Source organism: Variovorax defluvii, from assembly GCF_039541515.1.
GTDB lineage: Bacteria > Pseudomonadota > Gammaproteobacteria > Burkholderiales > Burkholderiaceae_C > Variovorax > Variovorax defluvii.
Map to the genome: position 1 here is coordinate 175,708 of NZ_BAABGJ010000002.1, position 19,824 is coordinate 195,531.

Consider the following 19,824-nt stretch of genomic DNA (forward strand, 5'->3'; position numbering starts at 1 on the left):
GAAGCGGCTCTCCTGTCTAAGATGGCTGCCAAAGGTGACCGCATGACCGACACCCGCCCCGCCGTCCTCGACCTGATCGGCAACACGCCGCTGGTGCCCGTCACGCGCCTCGACACCGGCCCCTGCACCTTGTTCCTCAAGCTCGAGTCGCAGAACCCCGGCGGATCCATCAAGGACCGCGTCGGCCTCGCGATGATCGATGGCGCCGAGCGCGACGGCCGCCTGAAGCCCGGCGGCACGGTGGTCGAGGCCACCGCCGGCAACACGGGTCTGGGCCTGGCGCTGGTGGCGCGGGCGAAGGGCTATCGCGTGGTCCTGGTGGTGCCCGACAAGATGGCCACCGAGAAGGTGCTGCACCTCAAGGCCCTGGGCGCCGAGGTCCACACCACGCGTTCCGACGTGGGCAAGGGCCATCCCGAGTACTACCAGGACTATGCGGCGCGGCTGGCGAAGGAGATCCCCGGCGCCTTCTTCGCCGACCAGTTCAACAACCCCGACAACCCGCTGGCCCACGCCTCCAGCACCGGCCCCGAGATCTGGCAGCAGACCGGCCACGACGTGGACGCGATCGTGGTCGGCGTCGGCTCGGGCGGCACCATCACCGGGCTGACGCGCTATTTCCGCGACGTGCAGCCCGGCCTCTTCTTCGTGCTGGCCGACCCGGCCGGCTCGGTGGTGGCCGAGTACACGCGCAGCGGAAAGGTGGGCGAGGCCGGTTCGTGGGCCGTCGAAGGCATCGGCGAGGACTTCATCCCCGGCATCGCCGACCTGTCCGGCGTGAAGAAGGCCTATTCCATCACCGACGAGGAAAGCTTCGGCACCGCCCGCGAGCTGTTGCGGGCCGAGGGCATCCTGGCCGGCTCGTCCACCGGCACGCTGCTGGCCGCCGCGCTGCGCTTCTGCCGCGAGCAGCAGAAGCCGCTGCGCGTGGTCAGCTTCGTCTGCGACACCGGCACGCGTTATCTCTCGAAGGTCTACAACGACCAGTGGATGCTGGACCAGGGCCTGCTGGAGCGCCAACGCTTCGGCGACCTGCGCGACGTGGTCTCGCGCCGCTTCGAGGATGGCAGCGTGATCAGCGTCGGCCCCGGGGACACGCTGCTCACCGCCTTCCAGCGCATGCGCCTGGCCGACGTGTCGCAGCTGCCGGTGCTGGAGGGCACGCAGCTGATCGGCGTGATCGACGAGTCCGACCTGCTGCTGAGCGTGCACACCGATGCGGACCGTTTCCGGTCGAGCGTGAAGGAGGCCATGACCGACCTGCCCGAAACCCTGCCGTCCAGCGCCAGCCTGGCCGAGCTCGAAGCCGTGCTCGACCGCGGCCTGGTCGCGATGATCTCGGACCAAGGCGGCTTCCATGGCCTCATCACCCGAACCGACCTCTTGAACCACCTTCGAAGGAAGCTGAAGTGAGCCACGACAAAGACAGCGACCGCGCACTGGACTTCGCCACCCGCGTGATCCATGCCGGCCAGTCGCCTGAGCCGGCGACCGGCGCGATCATGCCGCCCATCTTCGCCACCTCGACCTACGTGCAGCAAAGCCCCGGCGTGCACAAGGGCCTGGACTACGGGCGCTCGCACAACCCCACCCGCTGGGCGCTGGAGCGTTGCGTGGCCGACCTGGAAGGCGGCTCGGCGGCCTTTGCCTTCGCCTCCGGCCTGGCCGCGATCTCGACCACGCTGGAGCTGCTGGATGCCAATGCCCACATCGTCTCCGGCGACGATGTCTACGGCGGCACCTTCCGCCTGTTCGAGCGGGTGCGCGTGCGCAGCGCGGGACACCGCTTCAGCTTCGTGGACCTGACCGATCCGGTGCGGCTGCTGGAGGCGCTGACGCCGCAGACGCGCATGGTGTGGGTGGAGACGCCGACCAACCCGCTTCTGCGCCTGGCCGACCTGCGGGCCATCGCCGCGATCTGCCGCGAGCGCGGCATTCTCTGCGTGGCCGACAACACCTTCGCCAGCCCCTTCGTGCAGCGGCCGCTCGAGCTGGGCTTCGACGTGGTGGTGCACTCCACCACCAAGTACCTCAACGGTCATTCGGACGTCATCGGCGGCGTGGCCGTGGTCGGCCGCGAGGAGCACCATGCGCCGCTGCGCGAGCGCCTGGGCTTTCTGCAGAACGCGGTGGGCGCGATTGCGGGGCCCTTCGACAGCTTCCTGACCTTGCGCGGCGTGAAGACCCTGGCGCTGCGCATGGAGCGCCACTGCAGCAATGCGCTGGCCCTGGCGCACTGGCTGGAGGCGCAGCCGCAGGTGGCGCGCGTGCACTACCCGGGCCTGCCTTCTCATCCGCAGCACGAACTGGCCAAGCGGCAGATGCCGCAGGGCTTCGGCGGCATGATCTCGCTGGACCTGCGCACCGACCTTGCCGGCGCGCGGCGCTTCCTGGAAGCGGTGCGCATCTTCTCGCTGGCCGAGAGCCTGGGCGGCGTCGAAAGCTTGATCGAGCACCCGGCCATCATGACCCACGCCACCATCCCGGCCGAGACGCGTGCGCGGCTGGGCATCGGCGACGGACTGGTGCGCCTGTCGGTGGGGGTGGAGGCGCTGTCCGATCTGCAGGACGACCTGGCCCAGGCGTTGGCGAAGATCTGACCGGCCCGGCCGCAAGGCACGCGCCTCGGCCGGCAAGGCGCGCGCGGCTCAACTGCTCAGGTCACCCGCCAGGCTCGCCAGCGTTTCCGCCGCGATGACGGTCTGCGCCAGGTAGTTCGTGTGGTCGCAGCCCAGCTTGACCTGCCCGCCGGCACGCACCGCCGCGCGCTGCGCCGCGTCGAACTCGAAGCGCAGGAAGTGCACGGCCGAGGTCTTTTCGTCGTTCTCGCGGTCCAGGTCTTCGTCGGCAATGGCGTAGATGCGCGCGTGGCCTTCGACTTCGACGAACACGCGATCCTCCACGCCGATCAGCCGGGCCAGCTCACGCTGGCGCTCGGGCACCTCGGTGTACTCGATGAGCAGGGTGGCCTTCCAGTTGCTGCCGTCGGGCACCAGGGGCTGGTAGGCGTCGATCTCGCTCTGGATGCCATCCTCCTCGAAGATTTTCTCGATGTGCAGCATCTCCTGGATCTGGCGGCGGATGGTGATTTCGTCTTCGAACTGCACGCTCATGTGCTCGCCCAGGCGCACGGTGCGCAGCTTGCGGTGCGCGATGAATTCGGGCGCACTGGACTTGCGGATCTTCGAGTAGGCCTCCAGGGTCATCAGGCTGTCGGGGGTGATGGACGTGCTCATGCTTGCGACTCCAGCTACTCCAGCCCATAGGCCAGGCGCACCAGGCTCAGGGGATGCTGCAGCTTCGCCGCCGGCAGGCCTTCGGCGCCCATGCCCTGCGCGATGTGGTGGCCGGCCAGGGCGCAGTCGGAGCTGATGTAGTCGGGCTGGTCCTTGCCCATGGCCTTGAATACCGGCCTGCCGATCTTCATCGCGATGGGGTGGTAGGGCGTCTTCACGCCGTAGGTGCCCGCGTGGCCCGAGCAGCGCTCCACCGTGTTGAGCTGCACCGGCACGCTCTGGCCGATCAGCTTGAACATCTCCTCGGTCTTGCGGCCGATCTTCTGTACCCGGCCGTGGCAGGGGATGTGGTAGCTCAGCTTGCCCAGGCCGGTCTTGAAGTCGGTCTTGAGCAGGCCGTCCTTGTGGCGCGCAACGAGGTACTCGAAGGGGTCGAACATGGCCTGCTGCACCAGCTTCACGTCAGGGTCGTCGGGGAAGAGCAGGGGGATTTCCTGCTTGAACATCAGCGTGCAGGACGGGATGGCCGCCAGTATGGCGAAGCCGTCCTTCGCGTACTTCGCGAGCACGGGAATGTTGGCTTCCTTGTGCTTCGCCACGCCCTCCAGATCGCCCAGTTCCAGCTTGGGCATGCCGCAGCAGCTTTCCTTGCTGACCACCGTGTATGGGATGTCGTTGTGTTCCAGCAGCTTGATCAGGTCGAGGCCGATGCCGGGCTCGTTGTAGTTGACGTAGCAGGTCGAGAAAATGGCCACCTTGCCCGGCGTGCGCTCGCCGTCGACCACCGGCTGGGCCTTCTTGTCTTCGGGCGCGCTCCAGCGGAAGCGCTTGGTCGCCAGGTCCGGCAGCCAGGCATCCGGATGCACGTGCAGCGCGCCGTCGAGCAGCTTGCGCATCGGCTTCGTGCGGTTGAGCGCGTTGACCGCCTGCACCACCACGGGAATGCCGGCGAACTGCCCATGCACATCGGTGGAGGCGAGCAGCTTCTCGCCCCCGCCGACGCCTCCGTTGCGGAACTTGATGGCCTTGGCCCGAAGCATGGTGTGCGGGAAGTCCACGTTCCACGGATGCGGCGGCACGTAGGGGCACTTGGTCATGTAGCAGAGGTCGCACAGGTAGCACTGGTCGACCACGCTGCCATAGGCCTTCGGGTCGACACCGTGCACCTCGCCATCCTCAGTGGCATCCACGAGGTCGAACAGGGTCGGGAAAGCCTGGCACAGGCTGACGCAGCGGCGGCAGCCGTGGCAGATGTCGAAGATGCGCGTGAGTTCGCGCTCGCAGGCGACCTGGTCGTAGAACTCGGGGTTCTTCCAGTCCACGGGGTGGCGCGTCGGCGCCTCGAGATTGCCTTCTCGAATCGTCATGGAGGGACCGCCTCGATGCGCGCGCCGCCGGCATGCCGGGCCGGCGCATTGCGGCCCTGCATGGCGATGGCCGCTGCAGCTCAGTCGACCAGTGCCTCGAGGGCCTTGGTATAGCGGTTGGCGTGCGAACGCTCGGCCTTGGCCAGCGTCTCGAACCAGTTGGCGATCTCGTCGAAGCCCTCTTCGCGGGCCTGCTTGGCCATGCCCGGGTACATGTCGGTGTACTCGTGGGTTTCGCCGGCCACCGCGGCTTTCAGGTTGAGGCGGCTGTCGCCGATGGGCAGGCCGGTGGCCGGGTCGCCCGAACCGTTCTCGAGAAACTCGAGGTGGCCATGCGCGTGGCCGGTTTCACCTTCGGCGGTGGAGCGGAACAGCGCCGCGACATCGTTCTGCCCCTCGACGTCGGCCTTGTTCGCGAAGTACAAGTAGCGTCTGTTGGCCTGGGATTCGCCTGCAAAGGCGTCCTTCAGGTTCTGTTCGGTTCTCGAGCCCTTCAATTCCATGGCTGTCTCCTGAGAGTGGCTAGGTTGTGCAAGCGGAACCGTCGCAGCCCGAGGGCAGCGGCGCTCGCCGAATCTACGCCAGTTGTTGCCATGGCCGCAATACAAAGCCTCAATGGGGTGCATTGAGGCAGGCAATGGGACTGAAGGCAGCGCGCGCTGGAGCGCGCGGCCGGCCACGTCGCGGACGAAGCCCATGTCGGCGGTGGAATAGCGGCTTCATATGCATACTGCCGGCATGCAAATTCATGAAAAGCCGCCCTTCGACACGCCCTTCGAATGGATCGGCGGCGAGGAGAAGGTCCACGCGCTCGTCGAGCGCTTCTACGACCTGATGGAGCTGGAGCCGGCCTATGCCCGCCTGCGTGCCGTGCACGGGCCGTCGCTGGACAACGCGCGCCAGCGGCTGTTCTGGTTCCTCTGCGGCTGGCTGGGCGGGCCGCAGCACTACACCGACCGCTTCGGCCACCCCATGCTGCGGGCGCGGCACCTGCCGCAGCGCATCGGCGGGCACACGATCGGCATCAAGGAGCGCGACGAGTGGCTGGCCTGCATGGACCAGGCGATGGGGGAGACGGGTGTGCCCGAGGGCTTGCGCGCCCGTTTGCGCGATTCGTTTTTCCAGACGGCCGACTGGATGCGGACATGAGCCCACGTGGGCTCGGCCACACTAGCGTCTTGGCGGCGGCGTCAACAGCACCACCAGCGCCCCCGCGCCACCTTCGGCCGGCTTGGCCTGCACGAAGGCCAGCGTCTCGCTCTTCTGGATCAGCCAGCGCTGCACCTTGGCCTTGAGCACCGGCTGGCGCCCCGGTGAGCCCAGGCCCTTGCCGTGCACCACGCGCACGCAGCGCACACCCTGCTTGCCGGCGTCGCGGATGAATTGGCCCAGGGCCTCGCGCGCCTCGTCGCTGCGCAGGCCGTGCAGGTCGATCTCGCGCTGAATGCTCCACTCACCGGCGCGCAGCTTGCGAGTCACGTCGGTGTGAATGCCGGGGCGGCGGAAGCTCATCGCATCGTCGGCGTCCAGCAGGGTGCTGACGTCGAACTCGTCGGACAGCGACTCGCGCAGCACGCGCTGTTCGTCGAGCTGGTGCTGCACCGGGATCGGCGCGGGCAGCTCCGGCGTCAGCGAGACCTTGGCAGGGCGGCGCAGCGGCTGCGTGGCGCCGATGGCGCGCGCGAAGAGGTCCTGCTCCGCGGCGCGCTTCTTCTCGGCCGCGGTGCGCGCGGCGGCCTCGGCCGCTTCGCGTTCGCGCTGCTCGGCCAGCGTCTTCTGCACGTCCTTCAGGTCGGAGAGGCTTTTGAGAGAGGGAGACTTGCTTCTGGGCATGGGCTTCCCATGGAGCATACGCCCCCGGCGCGGCAGGGCGCATCGGCAAGGCTCAGACCAGGCCGCGCTCCGCCATCGACAGGGCCTGCCCCGGGGCCACGATCACGTGGTCCAGCACCCGCACGTCGATCAGCGCCAGCGCGCTCTGCAGCGTCTGCGTCAACGCCTCGTCGGCACGCGAGGGCTCGACGCAGCCGCTCGGGTGGTTGTGGGCCAGGATCACGGCGGCGGCATGGTGGTGCAGGGCGCGGGTCACGACTTCGCGGGGGTACACGCTGGTCTGCGTCAGGGTGCCCCGGAACAGCTCTTCCATCGCGATCAGCCTGTGCTGGGCATCGAGGAAGAGGGCGGCGAAGACTTCGTGCGGCCGCGATGCGATGTACAGCTGGATGTGCTGCCGGACCGCGTTCGGGCTGTCGATGACCGGGCGCTGCTTGAGCTGTTCGGCGGACGTGCGTCGCGCCAGTTCGAGCACCGCCGAGATCTCGGCACGCTTGGCGATCCCGCCCAGGCCCTTGATGCGGCGCAGGTCTTCGACCCCGGCATGCAGCAGGCCGGCCAGGCCGCCGAAGGTGTCGATGAGTTCCTGGGCGAGCTGCAGCACGTTCTTGCCGCTCGTTCCGGTGCGCAGCAGCAATGCGAGCAGCTCGACATCGCCCAGTGCGACGGCGCCGCGCGCCATGAGTTTTTCGCGTGGCCGCGCTTCGAGCGGCAGATCCCTGAAAGGCATGGTTGGCGTGGGCTCTTGGGCCTCTCCCTAGAATACAGGCCCCCGAGTCTATAGGCATCCCCACCGTGTCCTCCTCCCCCTCCGCCGTCGTGGCGCCCGGTTCCTTTCTCACGCTGCACTATCGGCTGGCCGGGCCGGGGGGTGACATCATCAACACCTTCGGCGCCCAGCCGGCCACCTTGTCGCTGGGCACGGGCGAACTTTCGCCGGCGATGGAGCAGCGCCTCATCGGCATGCCCGAAGGCACGCACACCACCTTCGAGCTGGCGCCCGGCGAGGCCTTCGGCGAACGCAATCCCGAGATGCAGCAATGGGTCGCGCGCACCCTGCTGGCGCAACTGGGCGACCCCGACGAGCAGTATGCGGTGGGCGACGTGGTGAAGTTCTCCACGCCGGACGGCAGCGGCAGCTACGCCGGCGCGGTGATCGAGCTGGGCGAGACGGCGGTGCACTTCGATTTCAACCATCCCCTGGCCGGGCAGCCGGTGAGCTTCGAAGTGCAACTGATCGGGGTGCTGTGAGATGGGAACGGTCCAGGAAGTGATCCTCGCCGAGCCGCGCGGCTTTTGCGCCGGCGTCGATCGCGCGATCGAGATCGTCGAGCGTGCGCTCGCCAAGTTCGGCGCGCCGATCTACGTGCGCCACGAGATCGTGCACAACACCTACGTGGTCAACGAGCTCAAGGCCAAGGGCGCCATCTTCATCGAAGACCTGGCCGAAGTGCCGCCCGGGGCCACGCTGGTTTTCAGCGCGCACGGGGTCAGCAAGGCGGTGCAGGCCGAGGCGCGCGCGCGCGGCTTCGATATCTTCGACGCGACCTGCCCTCTGGTGACCAAGGTGCACGTGGAGGTCGCCAAGCTCGCGAAGGAAGGCTACGAGTTCATCATGATCGGCCACAAGGGGCACCCCGAAGTCGAGGGCACGATGGGCCAGCTCTCCAGCGGCATCCACCTGGTGGAGGACGTGGAAGACGTGGCGCGCGTGCAGCCCGCGCAGACCGAGAAGCTGGCCGTGGTGACGCAGACAACGCTGTCGGTGGACGACGCGGCCGAGATCTCCACCGCGGTGCGCGCGCGTTTTCCGAAGGTGCGCGAGCCCAAGCAGCAGGACATCTGCTATGCCACGCAGAACCGGCAGGACGCGGTGAAGCTGCTGAGCCCGCAGGTGGACCTGGTGATCGTGGTCGGCAGCCCGACCAGCTCCAACAGCAACCGGCTGCGCGAACTGGCGCAGCGCCTGGGCACCGAGAGCTACATGGTCGACTCGGCCGCGGAGCTGCGGCCGGAATGGTTCGAGGGCAAGAGCCGGGTGGGCCTGACCGCCGGTGCCTCGGCCCCCGAAATCCTGGTGCACGAGGTGATCGACCGCATCAAGGCGCTGGGCGCGGTGTCGGTGCGCAAGATGAACGGCATCGAGGAAACGCTCAAGTTCCCGCTCCCCAAGGGGTTGAAGCTGGACGACATGGCGGCGCCGGGGCATATCTCGTGAGTGCGCCGATCGACTGGCGGCACGAGATCGAGGCCGCGGCCAGCCGCATCCAGGCGCGCGTCCCGCATTTCCTGCGCAAGACACCGCTGTGGAAGTTGCCCGGCCGCGCGCTGGGCATCGAGGTGCCGCGCGTGGAAGTCTGGCTCAAGCTGGAGCACCTGCAAGTAAGTGGCAGCTTCAAGGCGCGCGGCATGATGAGCCGGCTGCTCGCCAACGACATTCCAGCGAGCGGTGCCATCGTTGCCTCGGGCGGCAACGCCGGCATCGCCACCGCGGCTGCGGCCGGGGCGCTGGGCGTGCCTTGCGAGGTGTTTCTGCCCACCGTGTCGCCGGAAGCCAAGCGGGCCCGGCTGCGTGCGCTCGGCGCGACCGTGGTGGTGGGCGGCCAGGCCTATGCCGACGCGCTCGCCGCCTGCTTGTCGCGGCAGCGCGAAAGCGGCGCCTTGCTGACCCATGCCTACGACCAGGCCGAGGTGGTGGCCGGTGCCGGGACGCTGGGCCGCGAGATCGAGGAAGAGGGCGGCTTGCCCGATTCGGTGCTGGTCAGCGTCGGTGGCGGCGGGCTCATCGGCGGGCTGACCGCCTGGTTCGAGCGGCGCAGCCGCGTGGTGGCCCTCGAGCCCGAGCGCGCGCCCACGCTCTTTCGCGCCCGCGAAGCCGGCGAGCCGGTCGACGTGGACGTGAGCGGCATCGCCGCCGACTCCCTGGGCGCCCGGCGCATCGGCAGCTTCGCCTGGGACATCACCCAGCGCCACCTGCACGACGCGCTGCTGCTGTCCGACGAGTCCATCCGCGCCGCGCAGTCGTGGATGTGGAAAGAACTCAAGCTCGCCGTGGAGCCGGCCGCCGCGCTGCCGCTGGCGGCGCTGCACGACGGCCGCTACCGGCCGCGGGAGGGCGAGAAGATCTGCCTGATCGTCTGCGGCGCCAACGTGGACCCGGCGACGCTGGCCTGATCAGCCCTGCGGCTGGGCGACGTTGACCATCCACGGCACGCCGAACTTGTCTTCCAGCATGCCGAAGCCCGGCGACCAGAAGGTGGCCGCATAGGGCATCGTCACCTTGCCGCCTTCGGACAGGGCCTTGAACAGCGCTTCGCCTTCCTTCACGTCCCCGGCCTGCACCGACAGCGAGAAGCCCTTGTAGCCCTCGAAGGCCATGCCGGGAGGCAGGTCGGAGGCCATGATCTGCTTGCCCCGGGCTTCCAGCGTCGCGTGCATGATCTTGCCCTTGTAAGCCTCGGGCGTGTCCTTGCCCATCGGGCTTTCGCCGAACGTCATGCTGAAAAGAATCTTGCCGCCCAGGCTCCTTGCATAGAAGGCCAGGGCTTCGGCCGCATTACCGTTGAAGGACAGATAGGCTTCCATTCGAGAACTCCTTGGTGAGGCGTCAAATGACGGGAGCGGCGATGCTACGCCTCGCGCGCGATGCACGCCACGCCTCGAATGGGCGCACCTAGAATCGCCGGATGCTCGACATCACACTGTTACGCAAGGACCTCGCGTCGGTCGTTGCCCGCCTCGAAACCCGCAAGAAGAACCAGACCTTCCTCGACGTGGCCAGCTTCAGCGCGCTCGAGGCCGAGCGCAAGACGCTGCAGACCCGCACCGAGGAACTGCAGGCGCGCCGCAACGCGCTCAACAAGCAGATCGGCCCGTTGAAGGCCAAGGGCGAGCCCGTCGACGCGCTCATGGCCGAAGTCAATGCGCTCAAGGCCGAGCAGGAATCGTCCGCCACGCGGCTCGAGCAGATCCAGCCCGAACTGCAGGCCCTGCTGCTGGCGGTGCCCAACCTGCCGCATGCGAGCGTCCCCGTCGGGGAAGACGAAAACGCGAACGCCGAAGTTCGCCGCTGGAGCCCGCAGGGTGGCAACGGCGCCGACGCGGCCGCGCTGGGTTTCGAGGCGCGCGACCACGTGGACCTGGGTGCGCCGCTGGGGCTGGACTTCGAAACCGGCGTCAAGCTCGCCGGCTCTCGCTTCACCGTGATGAGGGGTCCGATCGCACGGCTGCACCGGGCGCTCTCGCAGTTCATGCTCGACATGCAGACGCAGCAGCACGGCTACACCGAGTGCTATGTGCCCTACGTGGTCAATGCCGACACGCTGCGCGGCACCGGCCAGTTGCCCAAGTTCGAGGGCGATCTGTTTGCCGCCAGGAAGGGCGGGCAGGAAGGGGAGCCCGCGCCCGACCATTCGGCGCTCTACCTCATTCCCACCAGCGAGGTACCGCTGACGAACTTCGTCCGAGACGAGGTCATTGCCGAATCGCAGCTTCCCATCCGTCTGACGGCGCATACCCCCTGCTTCCGCTCCGAGGCGGGCAGCGCCGGGCGCGACACGCGCGGCATGATCCGCCAGCACCAGTTCGACAAGGTCGAGATGGTGCAGATCACGCACCCCGACAAGAGCTACGAGGCGCTCGAAGAGATGACCGGCCACGCCGAGGCCGTACTGCAGGCGCTGGAGCTGCCTTACCGCGTCGTGCTGCTGTGCACCGGTGACATGGGCTTCGGCTCAGCCAAGACCTACGACCTCGAGGTCTGGCTGCCCGCGCAGAACACCTACCGCGAGATCAGCTCGGTGTCGAACTGCGAGGCCTTCCAGGCGCGGCGCCTGCAGGCGCGCTTCAAGAACGCGCAGGGCAAGAACGAGCTGGTGCACACGCTCAACGGTTCCGGCCTGGCCGTCGGTCGCACGCTGGTCGCGTTGCTGGAAAACCATCAGCAGCCGGACGGGTCGATCAAGGTGCCGCTGGCGCTGCGGCCGTACCTCGGCGGGCTGGAAGTGCTGCGGGCCTGAATAAGCCGCCCGAAGTCTCTGCTAGAATCGCGGGCTCGACAAACACCAGACTCCGGAGAGGTGGCAGAGTGGTCGAATGTACCTGACTCGAAATCAGGCGTACGGTATCCCCGTACCGTGGGTTCGAATCCCACCCTCTCCGCCAACCATGGTTTCTTGATGGTCCGCGAAAGACCTCCGAAACGCCTGAAAGCCCCGCCAGCCGGGGCTTTTTTGTGCGCGGTAGTCCGCAACAACGCTTCGTTGTCGAGCGATAGCGAGAAAGTCGTGAACTACGCCGTCACGCCGGGCATAAGCCCGTCCACGGCATGGCACTCAAGCGACGTCCACAACCACCTTCCCGACAGCTTGACCACTGGTTGCGCGGGCGTGCGCATCGCCTGCTTGATCGAGGGTGAACCTCTGCGAATCGACCAGCGGGCGAAGCTGCCCCGCATCGACCAGTTGGGCGACCTGGGTGAGGATTTCGGCGTGGTGAGTTCGCCCCTTGCCAGTGAGCATCGGAAGCAGTGTGAACACGCCCGAGTACGTGGCGCCCCGGAATGACAGGGGAGCCAGCGCGTGGGTACCCCATCCCAGGGCGCTCACGACGTGCCCGGTATAGCGGCGTACCACTTGAAAGGACGCGTCCAGCGTGGGCCCGCCTACGGTGTCGTACACAACATCGAACCCCTCATCGGCCGTGTGTGCGAGAACGTAATCGGCTGGCGTTGAGCTCGTGTAATCGATTGGCGTTGCGCCCAGCGACTTGACCACGGCGAACTGCTCCGGTGTCACTGTCGTGAAGACGTCTGCACCGTACGCGCGCGCGATCTGGATCGCCGCGCTCCCGACGCCTCCCGCTCCGCCATGAACAAGCACTTTGTCTCCTGCCCGCGTGCGTGCGCGATCGATCAATCCTTCCCAGGCGGTAATGGTGACCAAGGGGAGGGCAGCGGCCTCCCGCATGGACAGGCGTTGGGGCTTGTGTGCGAGCAGCTCCTCGTCAACGGAGGCATAGCCGGCCAAGGTGCCTTGCAGGCCTCCCACGCCGCCGACCAGGCCATAGACCTCATCACCCACTTTGAAGCGCGTGACTCCCTCGCCAACTTTGGCAACGACGCCAGCCAGGTCCATGCCGAGAATCGCCGGGAGCGGTTGTTTTGCATGTGCCGCGACGCCAGCACGGATCTTCGTATCCAGCGGATTGACGCCGCTCGCGACGATACGCACCAGCACGCGCCCGGCGGCGACATCCGGAACAGGGCGGTCGACCAACTTGAAGGGGCCGTTAGCCTCGAAAACGATGGCGGCTTGCATGGTTGCCGGGACCGATGTGTGCAACTTGGATGAAGTCATGAGGTGTCTCAATGGGTGGTTGGAGTCCCGACTTTGCTTCATTCATGAATGCATGTAAATTCACATGGCTGAACTACTGCTATTCAATTATGAATGCACCGTTGGATTGGAGCGACCTCCGGATTTTTCTGGCCGTTGCCAGGTGTGGCTCGCTGAGCGGTGCGGCTCACCGCTTGGGAATGTCGCAGCCGACGATGGGGCGTCGCGTGCGGACGCTGGAAGAACTGACCGGGCACAAATTGTTCCAGCGGGGGCGCGAAGGATTTCAACTCACTGACGAGGGCGCTTCGGTGCTCCTACACGCGGAGCGCATGGAAGAGGAGGCCCTCGCGATCGAGCGACAGCTTGCAGGTCAGGGACTGCACCTGCGCGGTCTTTTGCGCGTCTCGTGCTCAGACTGGTTCGGTCTCCATGTGCTGGCGCCGGTTGTGGCGCAATATTCAGCATTGCATCCCGATGTGCGCGTGGACCTGATTACCGATTTTCGATTCCTGGACCTCGCACGGCGCGAGGCCGACTTGGTATTTCGCATTCGGCCGGCGGTGAGCGCGGAAGTTGTGCAGCGCAAGCTGCTGCTCATGAACTATGCGCTATATGGACCGAGGGGCGTTCTTCCGCCAACGCCTGGTGATGGCGCCGGGACCCGGCTCATCACACTGGATTCGGCGCTCGACGATCTGCCGGATGTCCACTGGCTACGTGCGACATTTCCATCAGCCGCCGTGGCAGTGGGAAGCAACAACCGCGATGTTCAGGCAAGTCTGTGCGCGATGGGAGTCGGTTTCGCTGTGCTCCCGAGGCTGTTGGGCGACCGCTTTCCCGGCCTCGAACGACACGACCTGAGTCCGCCTCCCCCCAACCGGGAGGTATGGTTCGCCTATCACCAGGACCTGCGCGGAATGGCTCGGTTGCGCGTATTTCTCGACATGGTCATCGCAAGTGTGGAGCGGGCGACCGGCTGATGTCAGCTCCTCCCTTGCCTTACTCGGTGATCTTGACGAAACCCCGTTGGACCAGTTGAGTGGTTCTCGCCATTGCATCCGTGTTGACTTCTATGCCAGGAAGCAGATCTGCGTTTCCCCAACCGTGGACCTTTGCAGTCGCGCCACACAGCTCGATTTTTACGCCGCCCCTTGTCAGATCGGCCACAAGCACCTTGTAAGGGTTGCCGGTCGATATGTTTCGCTCGACGTTGTAGGCATCGTCGTTCAAGGTCACATGGCCGGCGTTGGTGTGAAAAACGGCGACTAGCTCCGACTTTGCGCTCCAGCCGGCCAAGTCATTCAGCAGAAGCTGAAGGTGAAAGATCGAGGCCGGCAGATCCCCTTCGAACGCCAAGGCCCCGATACTAAATACGTTCTTTACCTCCGTTAGACGAACGGGAACGTCTATGTGAAGCGGCTTTCCTGATGAAGACATGGCCTTCCTTCCTAAGAGATTGAACTAGCCCCCTGCCAGTCAAAGGACCTAAGGTAAAGGTAAGGACATCGAGCTTGTGGCGCCACCCGTCGAAAGGCGCATGCAGGATCGTTCTAACGGCCATGAATCTAGCTGGCGTGCGCGCTCTACGCATCAACGCGAAGATGACCAATCGCCTTGCAGCTGGCTCAGGAAGCCCTGTGCGCTCGGTGTCAATCCTCGATCTCGGAGCATCACTACACCGAGAGCGCGAGTGACCGCCGGCTCCGTCATCGGGAGCGAGACCAGGCCTGCACTCAGCGCGGAGGGAATTGCGCCCCCTGGTACCAAGGCGATGCCGACGCCGGCCTGTACACATTGCATGATGGTCGCGAACTGGCGGACGGTGACCGCATGTTGGAGCGTCAGTCCGGCTGCGGAGGCCAGTCCGTCGATGAATCTCCGGGTTTGCGCCTCGCGAGGTAGCGAAACAAGGGCGAACTCGGTCAGCTCGCCGAGTGTGAAGCCGGCCTTCTTTGCGAGCGGATGCTTTCTCGGGACGACGACGTGAAAGGCCTCGCTGGACAACGGGATGCTCGCGAGCTCGGAAGGGACCTCGTCGGTGTACGTTATGCCGAGGTCGGCCACACCGCTTCGGACGTCCTCCAGGACAGTGCCGTGTACGCCTTCCCTGAGTTCAATCTCGACGCCCGGTCGGGCTGCGTGGTACTTGGACACGATGGCGGGCAGGTGGGCGTACGCGACGGACATCACTGACGACACGATGACCTGCCCGCGCTGCTCGTCGGATACCTCGCGCATGCTTTCGTAGGAGATGCGCAGGTCATTCAACACGCGGTTTGCCAAGGCGATGAACTCCTCCCCGGCAGGCGTGATTTCCATCCGCCTCGTCGTCCTGCGAAAGAGTTCAAGTCCGAGCGCTTGCTCAACCCGCTGCACGGTTCTCGTCAATGCGGGCTGGGATACCTCCAAGGTAAGGGATGCGGCCATGAAGCTGCCGCACTCCGCGATGGTGCAGATGGCTTGGAGCTCCCTGGAGCTCAGGTCGGGAATGGCTGTCCGGTTCATCGCTAGCCCCTTGCTGTAATTTATGCGCATAACGTAATTATTAGTCGAAATAGATTGTTCTTGTCATGAATAGACCTGCAGGCCTAAGCTTCGGTCATCCACAGCGCACCCATGACGAGGCACACAGATGAACGCGGTTCTGCAACCTAAGGAAGCTTTCGGAACGACGGTCCCTTCGGGCGTCGACCTGGTCGAGTACTACTACGAGCGCGGCTTCAGCGACGGCCTGCCGGTCGTTCCGCCCACGCGAGACAAGATCGACGACATCGTCGCCCGCCTGGGCGGTGAGCCGGCCTTCGTCGAGGCGCGCATTGCCCCCCGCTGGGGAGAACTCACCCGCGAAGTGCTGGCCATCAACATGGTCATGGCTGGCTGCAAGCCCGAGTACACGCCCGTCGTGCTCGCTGCGGTCAAGGCCCTGACCGACCGGGATTTCAACCTGAACGGCGTGCAGGCGACCACCCACGTCGCAGCGCCTCTGCTCATCGTGAACGGTCCCATCGCCCGCGAAATCGGGATGAATGGCGGTGTCAACGCTTTCGGCTCAGGCAACCGCGCCAACGCGACCATCGGACGCGCGGTGCGCCTCATCATGCTGAACGTTGGCGGTGGGTGGCCCGGTGACCTCGACAAGAGCACGCTCGGCCATCCTGGCAAGTACACGTACTGCGTCTGCGAAAACGAGGCGCAAAGCCCGCTGGCTCCCTACCACGTCGAGCATGGCTACAAGGCCGAAGATTCGACAGTCTTCGTGATGGCCGCAGAGGCGCCGCACAGCGTCACGAACCACATCTCCAACGACCCCGAAGGCATCCTCGACACGATGTGCTCCGCGATGAGCACCATTGCCTCCAACAGCGCCGTGCTCGGTGGACACATCGCCGTGGTCCTGGGGCTGGAACACTCGCTGACCATCGCCAAGCACGGCTGGTCGCGCGCCGACATTCGGAACTACCTCTTCCACAACCACGGCAACCGGTTCATCGACCTGGCCTACGGCCACCGCTACGGCAAGGTCTACAACCGTAACCTGCCCAAGTACTACAAGCGCGAAGACAACACGCGCATCCCGATCGTCCACAGCCCCGACAACATCCACCTGTTCGTCATGGGCGGCGAGGCGGGTCGCTTCTCGGTTCTCATTCCCGGCTGGGGCCACATGAGCACGCCGGTTCATCGGCCGCTGGACGCGAAAGCCAGCGGCGGCAACGGCGGCGATTGCGTCGGCGGTGCCTGCGCGCTCTGAACGCCCTTTCATTCATCAACCAGATTCCGGAGTCTCCCATGCTCAGCAGAAGCGACATCAAGTCCGTCGAAGTGTTCGACCCCCGCGGTGCCATCCATTTCGAGAACGTCCCTGTTTCGGCTCGCAAAAAGAGCTTGAGCAAGCTGCGGCTGGGCATCCTCGACAACTCGAAGTGGAATGCCAACAAGCTGTTGCGGGGCGCCGCGCAGGCCCTCGGCGAAGACATCGATTTCGAGGCTGTGAACTACTACGTGAAGCACAGCTTCTCGAAGGATGCAGCGCCCGCGCTCATCGCCAAGATCGCCGAAGAGAACGACGTCGTGCTGACTGCCATCGGCGATTGCGGTTCGTGCTGCTCGGCCTGCGTACGTGACTCCATTGCGCTCGAGAAGCTCGGCGTCCCCAGCGCAGTCATCATCACGACCGAGTTCGTCCGTGAGACCGAACTGACCCGCCAGGCTGTGGGCATGAAGGGACTCGAGCCCGTCGTCATCGCCCACCCAGTGAGCTCCATCACGGCGGAGGAGGTGGCCCAGCGCGTGGCGCAGATCAAGGAGCAGGCGCAGCAGGTTTGGCTGGGCACGAAGGCGCCCCTCCAGATCAAGGTGGAACTACAGTGATGGCCGAAGCCATCACGCCGACCGGCGCCGGTTCCGCCGATCTCGATGCGCTGCTGGCGCGCCAGGCCGGTCCGGTCCTGGTGGACTGCTACTCACCTGGTTGTGGTCCGTGCGCCGCTCTTGCGCCTGTGCTCGACGAGCTCTCACACGAGTTCGAGGGGCAGCTGGCCATTGAGAAGGTGGACGTGGCAGCACAACCCGAAGTCGCCATGCGCTTTGGCATCCGCAGCGTCCCGACGCTTCTCCTCTTCCAGGATGGAAAGCTGAAGGCGAGCCGCACAGGTGGCGCCTCGCGCGCCCAGTTGTTGACCTGGCTGTCGGCTCAACACGCCTTCTGACGAAATCGCCTTTTCCACTGAGTCCTGACGGAGGTCATCTTGGGAGCGTTGTCGCACTTGCGAGTGCTCGACATGAGTCGAGTGCTGGCTGGACCTTGGGCCAGCCAGATCCTGGCGGACCTCGGGGCCGAGGTCATCAAAATTGAACGGCCCGATGCCGGCGACGACACCCGATCCTGGGGGCCACCTTGGGTAGAGGACCCGCAGTGGGGCGACGAGCGCCAATCTGCCTACTTCGTTGGCGCCAACCGGAACAAGAAATCCGTCGCCGTCGACATCGCTGATTCCAGGGGTCGCGAACTGGTGCTGGCGCTCGCATCAAAGTGCGACGTGCTGATAGAGAACTTCAAGGTTGGTGGCCTTCGGCGGTACGGTCTCGACTACGAGTCGGTGCGAAGGACCCATCCGGGCATCGTCTATTGCTCCATCACTGGGTTCGGGCAGACAGGCCCCTACGCGCATCGCCCGGGCTACGACTTCCTCATCCAGGGGATGGGCGGCTTGATGAGCATCACTGGCCGGCCGGACGGCTCAGCGGGCGAAGGCCCGATGAAGGTGGGCGTGGCGCTGACGGACATCTTGACCGGCCTGTATGCCACCGTCGGGATTCAGTCAGCGCTCGCACACCGCGACCGCACGGGCGAAGGCCAGCACATCGACGCGTCGCTGCTCGATGTTCAAGTTGCATGCCTGGCCAATCAGGCGATGAATTTCCTGGCCAGCGGGAAGCAGCCGCCCCGACTGGGCAACGGCCATCCGAACATCGTCCCTTACCAGGACTTTCGCACCCGGGACGGCCACATCATCGTGACCGTCGGGAATGACGGCCAGTTCGCTCGCTTCTGCGAAGCGCTGGGGCACCCTGAGTGGGCGCAGGACGGGCGGTTCTCTTCCAACACCGAGCGCCTCGCCAATCGTGATTCGCTGATACCAATGCTGCAGGAGGCGATGGTCAGTCGAACTACCGGGGAGTGGCTGTCCGAGCTCGAAGCCAGAACCGTTCCCTGCGGTCCTATCAACGACTTGGCGGGCGTGTTCTCGGACCCTCATATCCGGCACCGAGGACTTCAGGTGAATCTGAGCCATGGCGACGGTCAGATACGCGTCGTCGCCAGCCCTCTGCGCCTGTCACAGACACCGGTGGAGTACCGAAGTGCCCCGCCGCGGCTTGGAGAGCACACGGCCGAAGTCCTCCAAAGCTTCCTGAACGTCGACAAGCAGTGCTTGAGTGCCCTCGCTGCCGACTGCGTCATTCGCACCTGAGCGAGCCTCACACCATGACCACAAGCCTCACGCCGCCCAATCACGCTCCTGTCCTCATCCTTGGGTCTGGCCCTGCAGGCTATACAGCGGCGGTCTATGCGGCACGCGCCAACCTGCAGCCGATGCTGGTGACAGGCATGGCCGAAGGCGGGCAGTTGATGACGACCACGGAGGTCGACAACTGGCCTGCAGACGCCGACGGAGTGATGGGTCCTGACCTGATGCAGCGGTTCCGCAAGCATGCGGAGCGGTTCGGCACGAGGATGGTCTTCGATCACATCCAGCGAGTCGACCTTTCGCGTCGCCCGTTCACCCTGTTCGGCGATTCGGGGACATACACCTGCGACACCTTGGTCATTGCAACCGGGGCGTCCGCCAGGTACCTGGGTCTTCCCAGCGAAGAAGCCTTCATGGGTCGTGGGGTAAGCGGTTGCGCCACCTGCGATGGATTCTTCTACCGCGGCCAGGAGGTTTGCGTCATCGGAGGCGGGAATGCGGCTGTCGAAGAGGCGCTGTATCTCTCGAACATCGCCAAGACCGTTCACCTTGTGCACCGCCGGGACAAGTTTCGCGCCGAGGCCATTCTTGTCGACAGGCTGTACGAGAAGGTGCGCGCAGGGAACATCCGGCTGCATCTTCATCAGACCCTTGACGAGGTGCTGGGTGATGACAGCGGCGTCAATGGCGTGCGCCTGCGCGGGGTCGCGGACGGTCCCCTGACGAACCTCCCCGTGCGCGGTTGCTTCATTGCGATCGGCCACCACCCGAACACGGAAGTCTTCAACGGTCAGTTGAGCATGGCCGGTGGCTACATCGTGACAGGGAAGAGTGGCAACGGGCTGGCGACCATGACCAGTGTGCCCGGGGTCTTCGCCGCGGGCGATGTCCAGGACTACACGTACCGGCAGGCCATCACCTCCGCCGGGACGGGCTGCATGGCGGCGCTCGACGCACAGAGATTTCTCGAGCAGTTGCCCGAGCCGACTGCGCCAACCTCTGCGGGCCTGCAGCACATGAGGCCCACCGCAGAAGCGGAACTCCCGGCATCTGCGCCATAAGCACGCCGGCGGGCCGCTGA

At 65.7% G+C, this 19,824-nt stretch carries 22 protein-coding genes and 1 tRNA gene; 14 read left to right on the top strand and 9 right to left on the bottom strand.

The genetic code is table 11. The features are described from left to right. Positions 1-42: 42 nt before the first annotated feature. Complete coding sequence (locus tag ABEA07_RS02205) at positions 43-1,413, top strand: pyridoxal-phosphate dependent enzyme (RefSeq protein WP_345535586.1); 1,371 nt, start codon at positions 43-45, stop codon at positions 1,411-1,413. Then, positions 1,410-2,600 carry a trans-sulfuration enzyme family protein gene (locus ABEA07_RS02210; RefSeq protein WP_345535587.1) on the top strand — a complete coding sequence of 397 codons (1,191 nt, stop codon included), beginning with the start codon at positions 1,410-1,412 and terminating at the stop codon, positions 2,598-2,600. The genes ABEA07_RS02205 and ABEA07_RS02210 overlap by 4 nt, the downstream gene beginning before the upstream one ends. Before the next feature lie 48 nt (positions 2,601-2,648). Here ABEA07_RS02210 and ABEA07_RS02215 read toward each other — a convergent pair whose 3' ends face one another. The 3 genes from ABEA07_RS02215 to ABEA07_RS02225 all read right to left on the bottom strand — a co-directional run bounded on the left by ABEA07_RS02215 (position 2,649) and on the right by ABEA07_RS02225 (position 5,106). Further along, positions 2,649-3,236 (bottom strand): DUF3501 family protein, encoded by a 588-nt coding sequence (locus tag ABEA07_RS02215; RefSeq protein ID WP_345535589.1) that lies wholly within the window; start codon positions 3,234-3,236, stop codon positions 2,649-2,651. Positions 3,237-3,250: 14 nt separating this feature from the next. Further along, positions 3,251-4,603 carry a (Fe-S)-binding protein gene (locus ABEA07_RS02220; RefSeq protein WP_345535591.1) on the bottom strand — a complete coding sequence of 451 codons (1,353 nt, stop codon included), beginning with the start codon at positions 4,601-4,603 and terminating at the stop codon, positions 3,251-3,253. An 80-nt stretch (positions 4,604-4,683) separates the two neighbouring features. Beyond that, complete coding sequence (locus ABEA07_RS02225; protein ID WP_345535592.1) at positions 4,684-5,106, bottom strand: rubrerythrin family protein; 423 nt, start codon at positions 5,104-5,106, stop codon at positions 4,684-4,686. 235 nt (positions 5,107-5,341) lie between these two features. On the opposite strand from ABEA07_RS02225, the gene ABEA07_RS02230 reads away from it, so the two are divergent. Beyond that, positions 5,342-5,752: a group II truncated hemoglobin gene (locus ABEA07_RS02230; RefSeq protein ID WP_345535593.1), complete on the top strand. Its 411-nt coding sequence runs from the start codon at positions 5,342-5,344 to the stop codon at positions 5,750-5,752. Positions 5,753-5,773: 21 nt separating this feature from the next. Here ABEA07_RS02230 and ABEA07_RS02235 read toward each other — a convergent pair whose 3' ends face one another. Beyond that, positions 5,774-6,436 (bottom strand): Smr/MutS family protein, encoded by a 663-nt coding sequence (locus tag ABEA07_RS02235; RefSeq protein ID WP_345535594.1) that lies wholly within the window; start codon positions 6,434-6,436, stop codon positions 5,774-5,776. 52 nt (positions 6,437-6,488) lie between these two features. Then, positions 6,489-7,166, bottom strand: coding sequence for a RadC family protein (gene radC / locus ABEA07_RS02240; protein WP_345535595.1), 678 nt, complete (start codon positions 7,164-7,166; stop codon positions 6,489-6,491). A gap of 65 nt (positions 7,167-7,231) precedes the next feature. On the opposite strand from radC, the gene ABEA07_RS02245 reads away from it, so the two are divergent. From ABEA07_RS02245 to ABEA07_RS02255, 3 genes are read left to right on the top strand one after another with little or no spacing between them, the layout of a single operon-like run. Further along, positions 7,232-7,687, top strand: a complete 456-nt coding sequence (locus tag ABEA07_RS02245; protein WP_425584060.1) for an FKBP-type peptidyl-prolyl cis-trans isomerase — start codon at positions 7,232-7,234, stop codon at positions 7,685-7,687. Between the two features lies 1 nt (position 7,688). Next, positions 7,689-8,654 carry a 4-hydroxy-3-methylbut-2-enyl diphosphate reductase gene (gene ispH / locus ABEA07_RS02250; RefSeq protein ID WP_345535596.1) on the top strand — a complete coding sequence of 322 codons (966 nt, stop codon included), beginning with the start codon at positions 7,689-7,691 and terminating at the stop codon, positions 8,652-8,654. Beyond that, the gene (locus ABEA07_RS02255) at positions 8,651-9,610 is read left to right on the top strand and encodes a threonine/serine dehydratase (protein WP_425584061.1); all 960 of its coding nucleotides are present in this window, start codon (positions 8,651-8,653) and stop codon (positions 9,608-9,610) included. The genes ispH and ABEA07_RS02255 overlap by 4 nt, the downstream gene beginning before the upstream one ends. Here ABEA07_RS02255 and ABEA07_RS02260 read toward each other — a convergent pair whose 3' ends face one another. After that, positions 9,611-10,021, bottom strand: coding sequence for a VOC family protein (locus ABEA07_RS02260; protein WP_345535597.1), 411 nt, complete (start codon positions 10,019-10,021; stop codon positions 9,611-9,613). It lies immediately after the preceding gene. A gap of 101 nt (positions 10,022-10,122) precedes the next feature. Between ABEA07_RS02260 and serS the strand changes: the two genes are divergently transcribed. Both serS and ABEA07_RS02270 read left to right on the top strand, forming a co-directional pair. Then, positions 10,123-11,454 (top strand): serine--tRNA ligase, encoded by a 1,332-nt coding sequence (gene serS, locus ABEA07_RS02265; RefSeq protein ID WP_345535598.1) that lies wholly within the window; start codon positions 10,123-10,125, stop codon positions 11,452-11,454. A gap of 54 nt (positions 11,455-11,508) precedes the next feature. After that, positions 11,509-11,599: transfer RNA gene (locus tag ABEA07_RS02270), tRNA-Ser, on the top strand. Positions 11,600-11,769: 170 nt separating this feature from the next. Here ABEA07_RS02270 and ABEA07_RS02275 read toward each other — a convergent pair. Beyond that, positions 11,770-12,792: a zinc-dependent alcohol dehydrogenase family protein gene (locus ABEA07_RS02275; protein WP_345535599.1), complete on the bottom strand. Its 1,023-nt coding sequence runs from the start codon at positions 12,790-12,792 to the stop codon at positions 11,770-11,772. Between the two features lie 89 nt (positions 12,793-12,881). Here ABEA07_RS02275 and ABEA07_RS02280 point away from each other — a divergent pair, with 89 nt between their 5' ends. Next, positions 12,882-13,754, top strand: coding sequence for a LysR family transcriptional regulator (locus ABEA07_RS02280; RefSeq protein ID WP_345535600.1), 873 nt, complete (start codon positions 12,882-12,884; stop codon positions 13,752-13,754). Positions 13,755-13,773: 19 nt separating this feature from the next. Here the strand turns inward: ABEA07_RS02280 and ABEA07_RS02285 are convergent, their stop codons facing one another. Next, on the bottom strand, positions 13,774-14,211 hold the full coding sequence (locus ABEA07_RS02285) for a DsrE family protein (RefSeq protein WP_345535601.1): 438 nt from the start codon (positions 14,209-14,211) through the stop codon (positions 13,774-13,776). A 153-nt stretch (positions 14,212-14,364) separates the two neighbouring features. Next, positions 14,365-15,279 (bottom strand): LysR family transcriptional regulator, encoded by a 915-nt coding sequence (locus ABEA07_RS02290; protein WP_345535602.1) that lies wholly within the window; start codon positions 15,277-15,279, stop codon positions 14,365-14,367. Positions 15,280-15,406: 127 nt separating this feature from the next. Between ABEA07_RS02290 and ABEA07_RS02295 the strand changes: the two genes are divergently transcribed. Genes ABEA07_RS02295 through trxB form a run of 5 tightly spaced genes read left to right on the top strand, consistent with a single transcriptional unit; the run spans position 15,407 to position 19,804 of the window. Further along, on the top strand, positions 15,407-16,525 hold the full coding sequence (locus ABEA07_RS02295) for a hypothetical protein (RefSeq protein WP_345535603.1): 1,119 nt from the start codon (positions 15,407-15,409) through the stop codon (positions 16,523-16,525). 38 nt (positions 16,526-16,563) lie between these two features. After that, positions 16,564-17,145: a UGSC family (seleno)protein gene (locus ABEA07_RS02300; protein ID WP_345535604.1), complete on the top strand. Its 582-nt coding sequence runs from the start codon at positions 16,564-16,566 to the stop codon at positions 17,143-17,145. Further along, a complete protein-coding gene (locus ABEA07_RS02305) occupies positions 17,145-17,483 on the top strand; it encodes a thioredoxin family protein (protein WP_345535605.1) in 339 nt (112 codons plus the stop codon). The genes ABEA07_RS02300 and ABEA07_RS02305 overlap by 1 nt, the downstream gene beginning before the upstream one ends. 39 nt (positions 17,484-17,522) lie before the next feature. Further along, complete coding sequence (locus ABEA07_RS02310; protein ID WP_345535606.1) at positions 17,523-18,746, top strand: CaiB/BaiF CoA transferase family protein; 1,224 nt, start codon at positions 17,523-17,525, stop codon at positions 18,744-18,746. Between the two features lie 14 nt (positions 18,747-18,760). Then, on the top strand, positions 18,761-19,804 hold the full coding sequence (gene trxB / locus ABEA07_RS02315; protein ID WP_345535607.1) for a thioredoxin-disulfide reductase: 1,044 nt from the start codon (positions 18,761-18,763) through the stop codon (positions 19,802-19,804). Positions 19,805-19,824: the final 20 nt, after the last annotated feature.

Excerpts from the sequence above, each read along its gene's own strand:
- ABEA07_RS02305 (WP_345535605.1), top strand. The coding sequence starts at position 17,145 with ATGGCCGAAGCCATCACGCCGACCGGCGCCGGTTCCGCCGATCTCGAT.
- ABEA07_RS02220 (WP_345535591.1), bottom strand. The coding sequence starts at position 4,603 with ATGACGATTCGAGAAGGCAATCTCGAGGCGCCGACGCGCCACCCCGTG.
- ABEA07_RS02290 (WP_345535602.1), bottom strand. The coding sequence starts at position 15,279 with ATGAACCGGACAGCCATTCCCGACCTGAGCTCCAGGGAGCTCCAAGCC.
- ABEA07_RS02300 (WP_345535604.1), top strand. The coding sequence starts at position 16,564 with ATGCTCAGCAGAAGCGACATCAAGTCCGTCGAAGTGTTCGACCCCCGC.
- ABEA07_RS02205 (WP_345535586.1), top strand. The coding sequence starts at position 43 with ATGACCGACACCCGCCCCGCCGTCCTCGACCTGATCGGCAACACGCCG.
- ABEA07_RS02280 (WP_345535600.1), top strand. The coding sequence starts at position 12,882 with ATGAATGCACCGTTGGATTGGAGCGACCTCCGGATTTTTCTGGCCGTT.
- ABEA07_RS02295 (WP_345535603.1), top strand. The coding sequence starts at position 15,407 with ATGAACGCGGTTCTGCAACCTAAGGAAGCTTTCGGAACGACGGTCCCT.
- ABEA07_RS02235 (WP_345535594.1), bottom strand. The coding sequence starts at position 6,436 with ATGCCCAGAAGCAAGTCTCCCTCTCTCAAAAGCCTCTCCGACCTGAAG.
- ABEA07_RS02275 (WP_345535599.1), bottom strand. The coding sequence starts at position 12,792 with ATGACTTCATCCAAGTTGCACACATCGGTCCCGGCAACCATGCAAGCC.
- ispH (WP_345535596.1), top strand. The coding sequence starts at position 7,689 with ATGGGAACGGTCCAGGAAGTGATCCTCGCCGAGCCGCGCGGCTTTTGC.
- trxB (WP_345535607.1), top strand. The coding sequence starts at position 18,761 with ATGACCACAAGCCTCACGCCGCCCAATCACGCTCCTGTCCTCATCCTT.
- ABEA07_RS02225 (WP_345535592.1), bottom strand. The coding sequence starts at position 5,106 with ATGGAATTGAAGGGCTCGAGAACCGAACAGAACCTGAAGGACGCCTTT.
- serS (WP_345535598.1), top strand. The coding sequence starts at position 10,123 with ATGCTCGACATCACACTGTTACGCAAGGACCTCGCGTCGGTCGTTGCC.
- ABEA07_RS02215 (WP_345535589.1), bottom strand. The coding sequence starts at position 3,236 with ATGAGCACGTCCATCACCCCCGACAGCCTGATGACCCTGGAGGCCTAC.
- ABEA07_RS02230 (WP_345535593.1), top strand. The coding sequence starts at position 5,342 with ATGCAAATTCATGAAAAGCCGCCCTTCGACACGCCCTTCGAATGGATC.
- ABEA07_RS02260 (WP_345535597.1), bottom strand. The coding sequence starts at position 10,021 with ATGGAAGCCTATCTGTCCTTCAACGGTAATGCGGCCGAAGCCCTGGCC.
- radC (WP_345535595.1), bottom strand. The coding sequence starts at position 7,166 with ATGCCTTTCAGGGATCTGCCGCTCGAAGCGCGGCCACGCGAAAAACTC.
- ABEA07_RS02285 (WP_345535601.1), bottom strand. The coding sequence starts at position 14,211 with ATGTCTTCATCAGGAAAGCCGCTTCACATAGACGTTCCCGTTCGTCTA.